The sequence below is a fragment of the Phenylobacterium sp. genome (assembly GCF_004799515.1).
In the GTDB taxonomy this organism is placed as follows: Bacteria; Pseudomonadota; Alphaproteobacteria; order Caulobacterales; family Caulobacteraceae; genus Phenylobacterium.
In genome coordinates this window covers 15,589-26,762 of the sequence record NZ_SSMX01000007.1, presented here as the reverse complement: position 1 = coordinate 26,762, position 11,174 = coordinate 15,589, and the positions used below count along the sequence as shown (strand labels likewise).

The following is an 11,174-nucleotide window of genomic DNA, read 5'->3' as shown; positions in this document are numbered from 1 at the left end:
ACCATGACCACCACCGCCCCGACCAACCCCACGACGCCCACCGCCCCGGCCAGCACCCCGGCGGCGAGCTCGACTCAGACCGCGACCCAGCAGGGCCTCGACAGCCTGACGGACAACTTCAACACCTTCCTGACCCTGCTCACGACACAGCTGCAGAACCAGGACCCGACCGCCCCGCTCGACTCCAACCAGTTCACCCAACAGCTGGTGCAGATGACTGGCGTCGAACAGCAGATCAACACCAACGCCCTCATCCAGCAATTGGTGAACAATTCCAACGGCGTCGGCACCGCGGTCGGCCTGATCGGCAAGCAGGTGACCGCGACGAGCAGCACGGCCAACCTCAACGGCGGCCAGGCCCAGTGGGGCTACACCCTGCCATCCGGCGTGGCGGACCTGAAGGTGACCGTCGCCGATCCCAACGGCGTCATCGTCGACGTCGCGGCGCCGACCGACCTCAGCGCCGGCAACAAGAGCTTCACCTGGAACGGCAAGAACCTGGCCGGGACCCAGCTGCCGGACGGCGGGCCCTATACCTTGACGGTGACGGCCAGCGATTCCGCCGGCAACGCGCTGACCACCTCCACCTTCGTGCAGGGCGTCGTCACCGGCGTCACCCAGGCCAATGGCGCGGCCTCCGTCGTCATCAACGGCGGCTCGGTGCCTTGGACCAACGTCACCAACGTCGTCAACCAAGCTTCCAGCGGGACGGGCTCATGAGCCGCCGCCAACCCCATCAACCCGGATGGCAAAACGCCGTCCCCCGCCCCGGCCTAGCGACGCCGATCAGCTCTCCGCAGCAAGCGGCAACCTAGGAAAGAACGGACAGAACCATGAGCATCAATTCGGCACTGCTCGCCGGGGTTTCGGGCCTGGTGGCCAACTCCTCGGCGCTGGCGGCGATCTCCGACAACATCGCCAACGTCAACACCACCGCCTACAAGGAAAACCAGGTGGATTTCTCCACCATGGTGACCTCGCAAGCGGTCAAGGGTCAGTACTCGGCCGGCGGGGTTCAGGGGACCAATCAGCAGCTCGTCAGCACTCAGGGCCTGATCCAGAGCGCCTCCTCGACCACTGACCTGGCGATCTCCGGCAACGGCTTCTTCGTGACCAGCACCTCGCCCACGGCGCAGGCCTCGGAATTCACCCGCGCGGGTGACTTCACCCCCGACGCCAATGGCTACCTGGTCAACTCCGCCGGTCTCTACCTGCAGGGCTGGCCGGTGCAGGCGGACGGAACCATCGACACCAACCCGTCGGACCTGTCGAAGATCGGTCCGATCAACGTCGAGAACCTTGGCTCAGCCGTCGAGACCACCGGCAACGTCGGCGTCAGCGCCAACCTCGACCAGACCACGCCGGTCGGCGCGGCCGCGGCCACCTACAGCGCCAGCAGCACCACCAACTCCATGGCCGCCTACGCCGCCACCGGCACGGGCACCGCGCCGGACGCGCCGCCGATCGAGTTCAGCGTCGTCGACTCCGAGGGCGGCACGCACACCTTCTCCCTGGCCCTGGAGAAGACCAGCACGCCGAACACCTGGAACGCGGAAATCTACGCGGTCCCGGCCAGCGACGTGACCACCGGCGGCCCCGACGGGCAGATCACCGCCGGCCAGGTGGTGTTCAACAACGACGGCTCCATCAACCTGGCCTCCACGACCCTGTTCGGCGCGGCGGGCGCCCCGCCCACCATCACCCTGGGCGCTTCGGGCGGCACCTCGCCGGCCTGGGCTTCCGGGCTGGGCATCGCCGGCCAGACCGTCAACTTCGATCTCTCGAAGCTCACCCAGCTCGCCGGGACCTCGACGGTGAACTCGGTGAGTTCGGACGGGGCCAGCGCCGGCAATATCGTGGGCGTCCAGGTGGCCGACGACGGCACGGTCTCCGCGCTCTTCAGCAACAACCAGGTCCGCACGATCGCCCAGGTGGCCATCGCCACCTTCCCCAATCCCGACGGCCTGAACGCGGTGAGCGGCAACGCCTACACCGCCACCATGAACGCCGGCGATATGACGCTGAAGGTCGCCGGCACCGGCGGGGCGGGGACCGTCGACCCGTCCAGCCTGGAAGCCTCGACCGTCGACCTCTCCACCGAGTTCACCGGCCTGATCACCACCCAGAAGGCCTACTCGGCGTCGTCCAAGATCATAACGACGGCTGACGACATGCTGGACGAGCTGATCAACATCATTCGGTAGCGGCAGTCTTAACTCAGATTAACCGAGTGTGAAATCCACACTGTACCGAATTAGTACATGGGGAAGACCATGATTAGAGCTTCATTCACTAATACGATTCAGCGGCTGTTAGGAGCCGTGGCGTATTGTTCTCATCAACAATGATGGTGGGAAAGGCTTAAAAGCCATGTTGCAGCAACAGCAGACGCGCACGAACAGCCGTGGGGAGGCCTATGTCATCGGTCCCACGGGCGCGCCGTTGACGCTGAGGGACCTGCCGCCGGCCGACACGGGCCGGTGGGTGATCCGCCGCAAGGCGGAAGTGGTCGCCGCTGTGCGCGGCGGACTGCTCACCCTTGAAGAGGCGCTGGAGCGTTACCGGCTGACGTCGGAAGAGTTCCTCGCCTGGCAAAGGTCCATCGATCGTCACGGCCTCGCTGGCCTTCGCACCACGCGTATCCAGCAGTATCGCTGATCCTCGCTCTTCCTGGAGAGAGGTTCAGTCCCGCCGCGGCCGCGCCCTGTCAAAAGGGGTGCGGCCGTTGCCGTTCCGGGGCCCTACTCCAGCCCGCGCTCGACCTCGGCGATCAGCCGGCGCGCCATGGGCGCCTCGTCGTCGGTGACCAGCAGGCGGCTGGGCAGCACGCCGGGATAGGCCGAGGCCTCCACCAGCACCGGATGCAGGCCGGCCTCCTCCATCAGGCTCTTGAAGAGGTTCAGCCGCACCGGGTCGGTGGTCTTCAGAAGCTCGATCAAGACCGCACCTCGCTGGGCCGCGACAGCGGCGACAGGGCCGTATCCGATATCTTGCGCACCCGCACCGTGATCCGCTCGCGCTCGCCGCTCGCCCGCTCGACAAGCAGGCGCGCCACCTGGGCGTCGTCGTGGAAGGCGTAGCCCTTGATGGCGTCGAGGATCGCCTTGGCCAGGTTGTCGAGGTCGAGCCAGGGCGGGTCGCCCACATAGTCCATGCGGATCTCCACGGCATATTCCCCCCAGGCTGGCCGCGCGCCGCGCCAGGCCTTGCGGAAGAACTCGTAGATCAAGGGCTTGTAGTACTTCGCCTGAGTGGTCAGGCCGTCGACCACCACCTCCAGCACCCCGTCGGCCTCGCGGGCGCGGACCTTGCCGTGCTGGGTCCAGGCCGGCTCTTCCGGGAAGGAGGCCACAGGGTTGGTCAGGTCCGCTCGACCTTCACCGCCGTGCCGTAGGCCAGGACCTCGGTGATGCCTTCCATGATCTCGTTGGCGTCGTAGCGCATGCCGATCACCGCATCGGCGCCGGCGCGGCGGGCGTGCTCGACCATCAGGTCATAGGCCTCCTGGCGGGCGTGGTCGGCCAGCTCGGAGTAGATGGTCAGGTTGCCGCCGAAGATCGACTGGATGCCGCCGGCGAAGTTTCCGACCACGCTGCGCGAGCGGACGGTGACGCCGCGGACCATGCCGATATGGCTGACGATCCTGTATCCGGCGATCTCGTTGGTGGTGGCGACGAGCATGATCTGGGACGCTCCCGGCTTCGAAGCCTCAACCTATATCGCCGGGCTCGGACGCGCGCCACGCCGTTGCGGCCCGGGCGCGCGGGAGCTAGACCCGCCGCATCCAAAGCTGGGACGCCGACAGACGATGACCGCCACGCGCACCGAGACCGACACCTTTGGCCCCATCGAGGTCCCCGCCGACCGCTATTGGGGCGCCCAGACCCAACGGTCGCTGCAGAACTTCAAGATCGGCTGGGAGAAGCAGCCGATCCCGGTGGTCAAGGCGCTGGGCGTGGTCAAGCGCGCCGCGGCCGAGGCCAACATGGCGCTGGGCAAGCTGGACCCCAAGATCGGCGAGGCCATCGTCGCCGCCGCGCAGGAGGTGATCGACGGCAAGCTGAACGACCACTTCCCGCTGGTGGTCTGGCAGACGGGGTCCGGCACTCAGTCGAACATGAACGCCAACGAGGTGATCTCCAACCGCGCCATCGAGATGCTGGGCGGTGTTATGGGCTCCAAGACGCCGGTCCATCCGAACGACCACGTCAACATGAGCCAGTCGTCCAACGACACCTATCCGACGGCCATGCACATCGCCTGCGCCGAGGAAGTGGCCCGCAGCGTCATGCCGGCGCTGGAGCACCTGCACGCGGCCCTGAAGGCCAAGTCCGACCAGTTCGCCCACATCATCAAGATCGGCCGCACCCATACCCAGGACGCCACCCCGCTGACGCTGGGCCAGGAGTTCGGCGGCTATGCGCACCAGACCGCCATGTCGACCCGCCGGCTGAAGGAGACGCTCTACGGCCTCTATGAGCTGGCCCAGGGGGGCACGGCGGTGGGCACCGGCCTGACCGCGCCGGTGGGCTTCGCCGAGAAGGTGGCCGAGCGGATCGCGGCGATCACCCGCCTGCCCTTCATCACCGCCCCCAACAAGTTCGAGGCGCTGGCCGCCCATGACGCCATGGTGTTCAGCCATGGGGCGCTGACCGCCACCGCCGCGGCCCTGTTCAAGATCGCCAACGACATCCGCTACCTGGGCTCCGGCCCCCGCGCGGGCCTCGGCGAGTTGTCGCTGCCGGAGAACGAGCCGGGCTCCTCGATCATGCCGGGCAAGGTCAACCCGACCCAGGCCGAGGCGCTGACCATGGTCTGCGCCCATGTGATGGGCAACCAGACCGCCATCGGCTTCGCCGGCTCGCAAGGCCAATTCGAACTCAACGTCTACAACCCGGTGATGGCCTACAACTTCCTACAGTCCTGCCGCCTTCTGGCCGACGCTTCCATCAGCTTCACCGACAACATGGTGGTCGGTATCGAGGCGCGCACGGACAACATCGCCGCCAACCTGGAACGCTCGCTGATGCTGGTGACGGCGCTCAAGGAGCACATCGGCTACGACAAGGCCGCCAAGATCGCCAAGACCGCCCACGCCAACGGCACCACCCTGCGGGAGGAAGCGGTCGGCGGCGGCTACGTCACCAACGCGGAGTTCGACGCCTGGGTGCGGCCGGAAGACATGATCCACCCGGGGTGAGCTGCGGACCATTGACGGGACTCGCCGCGAGGCGCGTGGGTGCGCCATGGCTCGTGAAACCGTCCACATCCTGCAGACCTATATCGCCGGGCGCGGCAAGGCGCTTAAGGCGGAGCAGCAGGTGGGCTGCAAGACCGCCGAGGAGGCGCGCCGCAAGGCCGAACGCCTGGCGCCGCTGCGGCTGGGGGTCGTGGCGTTCTCCGCGACCGCCGACACCGAACTGGGCGACTACGACGAAAACCCTGTGGTCCTGTTCAAGTCCGGCCGGCTGCCCCACCCTTTCGACGAGCTTTGAGACCCTACTCCGCCGCGTAGACCACGGGGCGGCCCTCGGCCCATAGGTGCGCGCGGTAGGCCTCGAAACACTGTTCGCCACAGATCAGGCGCATCACGGCGCCTTCCGCCAGGTAGGGCGCGCAAGCCGGCGTCTCGGCCAACAGGGGCGCCAGGGCCTCGGCGTTCCAGGCGGCGGAATGCTCGACGTCCAGGTGGGCGTGCAGGGCGAAGTACTTGCGCTGCTCCGGCGCGCAGCCCAGGCGCTTCAGCCCCGCGTCGACACAGGCCACCCGCGTCGGTGCGGTCAGTTCGACCACGCCCAGGGCGCCGATCGACTGGTAGACATAGCGCCGGGTCGTGGCGAGCGCGGTCATGACGTTGGCCAGGCACAGACTCTGCCAAAGCGTGCCCTCGATGGAGGGCGTGAGGTGCAGGCCCTTCACCGTGCGGTCGAGCATCGGGCCATGCATCCCGGCCTCCGAACCGCGGCCCATCTCGTCCCAGTAGTTGCGCGCCAGCTCCAGCTTGGGCCGGGCCGGCAGCTTGACCTGGGTCATGGCCACGAGGTCGTCGAAGCCCGCCTCGCCCGCCGCCTCCTGGGTCAGGAACCAGCGCATCTGGGGCAAGTCCGCGCCGGTCTCCAGCCAGGCGAACAGCGGGTCGCATTGGCCGGGTCCCGTGGCCTTCAGGCCTTCGAACCAGGCGAGGAAGCCGTCCACGTCACGGGGGACCCTGGCGACGAGATCGGCGACGTGGCCGCGGAAGGCTTCGATGAAGGCGCCCTCCAGCCGCAGCATCCGCTGGTCCTGCGCCAGCTCGGCGGTCCAATCGTCGGTCGGAACCTGCACCGCGAGGCGCCTGTGGTTCCACCGGGCCAGGCCCAGATGCAGCGCCTGGGCGTCCGGGAACTCGGGCGTGAACCGGCCCAGCGTGGATAGTCTCAGGCCTGAAAACATAGGCGCCTCCCTTGGGCCGGGGAGAGCGCGCGAAGGCGCGGGTGGTTCCTGGGTCGGGTGGTCGCCGCAGTGATGACGGGCGCCGTCAGGCCGTGCGCGCCACCGCGACGTCGACGAGGTCTTCCAGGGCCGGGCGCCAGGGGTTGGCGCCGAAGTCGGCCAGGGCGGCCTTGGCGCTGGCGCCATAGCTGACCGCCAGGTCCAGGGTCGATTGCAGGGCGCCGGTCTGGCGCATCAGCTCGCAGGCGCGGTCGAAGTCGGCGGCCGTCTGCTCGCGCCGGTCGACGGTGCGCACCCAGAAATCGCGCTCCGAGGCGCCGGTTCGGGCCATGGCCAGCAGCAGCGGCAGCGTCGCCTTGCCTTCACGGAAGTCGTCGCCGGGATTCTTGCCCAGGGTCTCGCTATCGCCGGAGTAGTCGAGGGCGTCGTCGACCAGCTGGAAGGCCAGGCCCAGGTCCTGGCCGTAGCGGCGCAGCGCCCGGCAGCGCTCAGGCGGCGCGCCGGCCGAGACCGCGCCAGCCTCGGCGGCGGCGGCGAACAGCTCGGCGGTCTTGGCCTTGATGATGTCGAGATAGACCTCCTGGCTGAGGTCCAGATCGTGGGCGCGGGTGAGCTGCAGCACCTCGCCCTCGGCGATCACCCGGCTGGCGCGGGCCAGGATTTCCAGCGCCGGCATCGAGCCCGCGCCGACCATCAGCTCGAAGGCCCGCGCGAACAGGAAGTCGCCGACCAGCACGCTGGAGGGCGCGCCCCAGATCAGGTGGGCGGCCACCCGGCCGCGGCGCAGCTGCGAGCTGTCCACCACGTCGTCGTGCAGCAGGGTCGCGGTGTGGATGAACTCCACCGCCGCCGCCAGCTTCAGGCAGGCCTCGTCCCGGCCGCCGGCCAGCCGGGCGGCGGCGATGGTCAAGAGCGGGCGCAGGCGCTTGGCGGAGCCGGCGATCAGGTGGTCGGCCAGCGCCGGGATCACCGGCACGGGCGAATCCATATGCCGGCGGATCAGTTCGTCCACGGCCGCCATGTCCTGGCGCGCCAGGACGAGCAGCGCGTCCAGGGACGGCGGCTTTTCAGCGATGACGGGGCTGGTGGCGACGGCCAAACGGACCTCAACTGGCGCATGGCGGCGGACCGTGGGAGGCCGGGCCGCCGTTGCGACGGACAATGGTGACGCGATAGGTCACGGTCAAGCGAACCTGCGGTCCGCAATGCGTTACCTTAAGGCACGAAGCATGGACGACACCACCGAAGACCGCCTGCTGGACGGCCGGGTGCTTCTGCGCCAGCCGCAGCGTGGCTATCGCGCGGGCGCCGACGCAGCCCTGTTGGCGGCCGCCTGCGACGCGGGCGATGGCGCGCGGGTGATCGAGGCGGGCTGCGGCGCGGGCGGGGCGATGCTGGCGGCGGCGATGCGGCGGCCGGGCGCGCGCTTCGTCGGGATCGAGCGCGATCCGGCGGCGCTGGCGCTGGCGCGGGAGAACATAGCGCTGAACGGGCTCGCCGACCGGGTCGAGGCCTTACCGGGCGACGTGGCCCTGCGCTTCGCCGGCCTGGGCCTGCCGCCCTTCGACGCCGCCATGGCCAATCCGCCGTTCTTCGACGACGCCTCGGCCCTGCGCGGACCGTCCGAGGCGCGCCGCGCCGCCTGGATGGCCGACGACGGCCTGGAGGCCTGGATCGGCTTCCTGCTGAAGGCCGTGCGCGAGGGCGGCGCCATCACCCTGATCCACCGCGCCGACCGGCTGATGGATATCCTAGGGCTGCTGGCGCCGAAGGCGGGCTCGGTCCAGGTGCGCCCGGTCCAACCCTTTGGCGATCAGCCGGCGAAACGCGTGCTGGTGCGGGCGATCAAGACCGGCAAGGCGCCCCTGCGCCTGCTGCCGGCCCTGGTGCTGCACGACCGCGACGGCGCCAAGCACACGGCCGAGGCCGAAGCGATCCTGCGGGGCCAGGCGGACCTGCCCTGGCTCTAGCCTATTGGCCGCCCTTGCCGCCGCGCGTGGCTTCGCCGGCCCGCATCCCCTTCAGGATGTCCTCCAGCGCGTAGTTGCCCTCGTGACAGGCGTACTCGTAGACCTGCCCAGCGATGGCGTTCAGGCTCATCTCCGCGCGCCAGGGCTGGGTGTAGTAGACGGGGTCCTCGACCCGGAACTCATAGAAGATCTGCTTGGCCGAGACCCGCGTGAAGCGCTCGGTGACCTTGGCCTGCGGGGTCAGGTAGATGGGCCCGGCGCGGCCCTGTTCGGCGTTCACATTGACCGTCTCGACCACCAGGGTGTCGCCCTCCCACCAGCCGACGGCGTCGCCCAGCCAAGGATGCAGGGTCGCCGGCCCGTGCGCCGCCTCAGCCGTCGCCTTGTCCTTGAACAGCGGGATGGTCCGCGCGTCGTGGATCATCTCCACCACGATGGCCACGGAGCCCGGCGTCTGCACGATCTGGTAGTTGGAGTTGTAGATGTTGTTCAGCATCCCCGGCCCGCCGGAGCCGCGCGAGCCGATGATGCAGCGGTCCCAGGGCTCGAAGGAATCCGGGCCGTCCGGCGTGTCGGCGCGGCGCGCATAGGCGTTGGCCTCCGCCACGCGGCGCTTGCCCTCCGCGGTCAGCGGCAACTCGCCATCCGCGGGGTCGACGATCCACGAGGTGCGGAACTGGCCCTTCACCTCGCCCAGGGTCGCGCCGGGATCGAGCCAATAGGCGTTGTAGCCGCCGGGATCGCCCTCGCCGGGAGCGCCGGCCGCGGCGTTCGACGGCTTGGCGTCGGCCTCCTGGCGGCGGACCTGGCCGCTGTTGGCGGCGAGCTTCTTGGCCTCTTCGGCGGTGACCACCAGACCTTTCACGCCCGGCATGCGGGTCAGATGGGTGACCGAGGCGTTGGTCCAGACCCCGCTGAGATCGGGATGGCCGTCGGCGGCGCGCGGCAGCTGCGCGGCGGCCGGAGCGGCCAGGGCCAGGACGGCGAGGACGGAGGCGATGGCGGCGGGTCGAAGAATGGCGCGGCTCCCCGGAACGGCGGACCGACTTAGCCCATCGCCCCGCGCCGCGCGCAAGACCCTGAACGCCTCGCAGGCCCCCGCGACGACAGGCGCCCAACCGCCGGGCGCCATGGCCCTAGAGCCCGAGCCTCTTGCGGAACTCAGGATCGACGATGTCGCCCCACTCCGGATGCTTCTGGATGTAGCCGGCGATAAATGGGCAGCGCGGTTTCACTATCAGGCCGTGCTCGCGGGCGTAGCCCAGCGCCGCCTTGGCCAGCGCCGAGCCCACGCCCTTGCCCTCGAAGGCCGGCGGCACGACCGTGTGCGGCAGGACCATGGCGCCGTTGTGCAGCATGTACTCGGTGAAGGCGATCTCATCGCCCATCGCCACTTCAAAGCGATGGGTCGCCTCGTTCATGACGACGTCGAGCGGTTCGGCCATGGCTCTCCTCCAGCGGGCCTTCTTGACCCAGCCCGCGCGCGAGGCCAAGGTCTCCCTCGCACCGACGCCAACCCGCCTGAGGAGGATGTGAACATGACACCCATTGCCACAGCCCTTCGCGTCGCCGTGCGCGCTGCCTAAGGGCAGCTGATCCTCTCTCCAGGAGACGGGATTTCCGCGGTCGACGCCTGAATCGGCTTTTGACCCACATCCAAGGAAATCCTCGACGTGCTCAGCACCTATGGCTGGAGCGATGCGCTCCAGCATGACTTCGCACCCCACGCGGCGCACGGCCTCGCGCCCGCCCGCGTCATCGTCCAGCAACGCGGCCGCTACCGGCTCGCCACCGAAACCGGAGACGTGGAAGGCCGTCTCCTCGGACGCTTCGCCCACGAGGCGGCCGATGGCGGCTACCCGGTCGCCGGCGACTGGGTCGCCATTGCGCGGAAGGGCGACCACGGCATGATCGCCGCCGTCCTGCCGCGGCGGACGGCCTTCACCCGCAAGGCGGCAGGGTCGTCCCAGACCCTCCAGGTCGTGGCGGCCAATGTGGACGTCGCCCTGCTCGCCACTTCGCTGAACGCCGACCTCAACCTGCGCCGGATCGAGCGCTACCTGGCCATGACCTACGAGAGCGGGGCCGAGCCGGTCGTCCTGCTGACCAAGGCCGACGCCTGCGCCGACCCCGCGCCCTTGATCGCCGCCGTGGAGGCGGTCGCCTTCGGCGTGCCGGTGCTGGCGGTCTCGGCGGCGACCGGCGAAGGCCTGGCCGCGCTGGCGGCCTACCTCGCGCCCGGCCGCACCGCCGTGCTGCTGGGCTCCTCCGGCGTCGGCAAGTCCACCCTGGTCAACGCCCTTGCCAACGCGGCGCGGATGGCGACCCAGGCGATCCGCGAGGACGACGCCCACGGCCGGCACACCACCACCCACCGGGAGCTGATCCTCCTGCCCTCCGGCGCCCTGATCCTCGACACACCCGGCATGCGGGAAATAGCCCTCTCGGACGCCGAGGTGGGCGTGGCCATCGTGTTCGCCGAGGATACCGAGCAGATCGAGACCCTGGCCGCGCAGTGCCGGTTCAGCGACTGCCGGCACGGGAATGAACCGGGCTGCGCCGTCCGCGAGGCCCTGGCCGACGGCCGCCTGGACGCCGACCGCTGGCGCAGCTTCCAGAAGCTGCAGCGGGAGCTGGCCCACGCCGAGCGGCGGGACGATCCCATCGCGCGGGAAACTGAACGCCGGCGCTGGGCGGCGATCCACAAGGCCGCCCGCGCCCGCACCCGCTCAAAGCGTGAGATCGACGACTAGGGCTGCGGGCGGGGCTGGC

At 69.4% G+C, this 11,174-nt stretch carries 14 protein-coding genes; 7 read left to right on the top strand and 7 right to left on the bottom strand.

What is annotated here, in order from left to right; all coding sequences use genetic code 11:
- Positions 1-3 precede the first annotated feature (3 nt).
- The 3 genes from E8A49_RS03370 to E8A49_RS03360 all read left to right on the top strand — a co-directional run bounded on the left by E8A49_RS03370 (position 4) and on the right by E8A49_RS03360 (position 2,658).
- Positions 4-720 (top strand): flagellar hook capping FlgD N-terminal domain-containing protein, encoded by a 717-nt coding sequence (locus E8A49_RS03370; protein ID WP_293376371.1) that lies wholly within the window; start codon positions 4-6, stop codon positions 718-720.
- Positions 721-833: 113 nt separating this feature from the next.
- The gene (locus tag E8A49_RS03365) at positions 834-2,204 is read left to right on the top strand and encodes a flagellar hook protein FlgE (RefSeq protein WP_293376369.1); all 1,371 of its coding nucleotides are present in this window, start codon (positions 834-836) and stop codon (positions 2,202-2,204) included.
- A 166-nt stretch (positions 2,205-2,370) separates the two neighbouring features.
- Positions 2,371-2,658, top strand: a complete 288-nt coding sequence (locus tag E8A49_RS03360; RefSeq protein WP_293376367.1) for a DUF1153 domain-containing protein — start codon at positions 2,371-2,373, stop codon at positions 2,656-2,658.
- Between the two features lie 83 nt (positions 2,659-2,741).
- Here E8A49_RS03360 and E8A49_RS03355 read toward each other — a convergent pair whose 3' ends face one another.
- From E8A49_RS03355 to E8A49_RS03345, 3 genes are read right to left on the bottom strand one after another with little or no spacing between them, the layout of a single operon-like run.
- Positions 2,742-2,939, bottom strand: a complete 198-nt coding sequence (locus tag E8A49_RS03355; RefSeq protein ID WP_293376344.1) for a DUF2007 domain-containing protein — start codon at positions 2,937-2,939, stop codon at positions 2,742-2,744.
- Complete coding sequence (locus E8A49_RS03350; RefSeq protein WP_293376535.1) at positions 2,936-3,364, bottom strand: RusA family crossover junction endodeoxyribonuclease; 429 nt, start codon at positions 3,362-3,364, stop codon at positions 2,936-2,938. Before E8A49_RS03350 ends, E8A49_RS03355 begins: the two co-directional genes overlap by 4 nt.
- On the bottom strand, positions 3,361-3,681 hold the full coding sequence (locus E8A49_RS03345) for a YbjQ family protein (RefSeq protein ID WP_293376342.1): 321 nt from the start codon (positions 3,679-3,681) through the stop codon (positions 3,361-3,363). Before E8A49_RS03345 ends, E8A49_RS03350 begins: the two co-directional genes overlap by 4 nt.
- Positions 3,682-3,808: 127 nt before the next feature.
- On the opposite strand from E8A49_RS03345, the gene fumC reads away from it, so the two are divergent.
- Both fumC and E8A49_RS03335 read left to right on the top strand, forming a co-directional pair.
- Positions 3,809-5,200 carry a class II fumarate hydratase gene (gene fumC / locus E8A49_RS03340; protein ID WP_293376340.1) on the top strand — a complete coding sequence of 464 codons (1,392 nt, stop codon included), beginning with the start codon at positions 3,809-3,811 and terminating at the stop codon, positions 5,198-5,200.
- 46 nt (positions 5,201-5,246) lie between these two features.
- Positions 5,247-5,495 carry a hypothetical protein gene (locus E8A49_RS03335; protein ID WP_293376338.1) on the top strand — a complete coding sequence of 83 codons (249 nt, stop codon included), beginning with the start codon at positions 5,247-5,249 and terminating at the stop codon, positions 5,493-5,495.
- A gap of 4 nt (positions 5,496-5,499) precedes the next feature.
- Here E8A49_RS03335 and E8A49_RS03330 read toward each other — a convergent pair whose 3' ends face one another.
- Together E8A49_RS03330 and E8A49_RS03325 are read right to left on the bottom strand one after the other, a co-directional pair.
- The gene (locus E8A49_RS03330; RefSeq protein ID WP_293376336.1) at positions 5,500-6,432 is read right to left on the bottom strand and encodes an iron-containing redox enzyme family protein; all 933 of its coding nucleotides are present in this window, start codon (positions 6,430-6,432) and stop codon (positions 5,500-5,502) included.
- Positions 6,433-6,517: 85 nt separating this feature from the next.
- Positions 6,518-7,486 carry a polyprenyl synthetase family protein gene (locus E8A49_RS03325; protein ID WP_293376533.1) on the bottom strand — a complete coding sequence of 323 codons (969 nt, stop codon included), beginning with the start codon at positions 7,484-7,486 and terminating at the stop codon, positions 6,518-6,520.
- A gap of 175 nt (positions 7,487-7,661) precedes the next feature.
- Between E8A49_RS03325 and E8A49_RS03320 the strand changes: the two genes are divergently transcribed.
- Positions 7,662-8,402: a methyltransferase domain-containing protein gene (locus tag E8A49_RS03320; protein ID WP_293376334.1), complete on the top strand. Its 741-nt coding sequence runs from the start codon at positions 7,662-7,664 to the stop codon at positions 8,400-8,402.
- A 1-nt stretch (position 8,403) separates the two neighbouring features.
- Here the strand turns inward: E8A49_RS03320 and E8A49_RS03315 are convergent, their stop codons facing one another.
- Together E8A49_RS03315 and E8A49_RS03310 are read right to left on the bottom strand one after the other, a co-directional pair.
- The gene (locus E8A49_RS03315; RefSeq protein WP_293376332.1) at positions 8,404-9,477 is read right to left on the bottom strand and encodes a hypothetical protein; all 1,074 of its coding nucleotides are present in this window, start codon (positions 9,475-9,477) and stop codon (positions 8,404-8,406) included.
- Positions 9,478-9,538: 61 nt separating this feature from the next.
- Positions 9,539-9,847: a GNAT family N-acetyltransferase gene (locus E8A49_RS03310; RefSeq protein ID WP_293376330.1), complete on the bottom strand. Its 309-nt coding sequence runs from the start codon at positions 9,845-9,847 to the stop codon at positions 9,539-9,541.
- A 228-nt stretch (positions 9,848-10,075) separates the two neighbouring features.
- Here E8A49_RS03310 and rsgA point away from each other — a divergent pair, with 228 nt between their 5' ends.
- Positions 10,076-11,155 (top strand): ribosome small subunit-dependent GTPase A, encoded by a 1,080-nt coding sequence (gene rsgA / locus E8A49_RS03305; protein ID WP_293376328.1) that lies wholly within the window; start codon positions 10,076-10,078, stop codon positions 11,153-11,155.
- The last annotated feature ends 19 nt before the right edge of the window (positions 11,156-11,174 follow it).

Excerpts from the sequence above, each read along its gene's own strand:
- E8A49_RS03370 (WP_293376371.1), top strand. The coding sequence starts at position 4 with ATGACCACCACCGCCCCGACCAACCCCACGACGCCCACCGCCCCGGCC.
- E8A49_RS03365 (WP_293376369.1), top strand. The coding sequence starts at position 834 with ATGAGCATCAATTCGGCACTGCTCGCCGGGGTTTCGGGCCTGGTGGCC.
- E8A49_RS03360 (WP_293376367.1), top strand. The coding sequence starts at position 2,371 with ATGTTGCAGCAACAGCAGACGCGCACGAACAGCCGTGGGGAGGCCTAT.
- E8A49_RS03345 (WP_293376342.1), bottom strand. The coding sequence starts at position 3,681 with ATGCTCGTCGCCACCACCAACGAGATCGCCGGATACAGGATCGTCAGC.
- fumC (WP_293376340.1), top strand. The coding sequence starts at position 3,809 with ATGACCGCCACGCGCACCGAGACCGACACCTTTGGCCCCATCGAGGTC.
- E8A49_RS03335 (WP_293376338.1), top strand. The coding sequence starts at position 5,247 with ATGGCTCGTGAAACCGTCCACATCCTGCAGACCTATATCGCCGGGCGC.
- E8A49_RS03330 (WP_293376336.1), bottom strand. The coding sequence starts at position 6,432 with ATGTTTTCAGGCCTGAGACTATCCACGCTGGGCCGGTTCACGCCCGAG.
- E8A49_RS03320 (WP_293376334.1), top strand. The coding sequence starts at position 7,662 with ATGGACGACACCACCGAAGACCGCCTGCTGGACGGCCGGGTGCTTCTG.
- E8A49_RS03310 (WP_293376330.1), bottom strand. The coding sequence starts at position 9,847 with ATGGCCGAACCGCTCGACGTCGTCATGAACGAGGCGACCCATCGCTTT.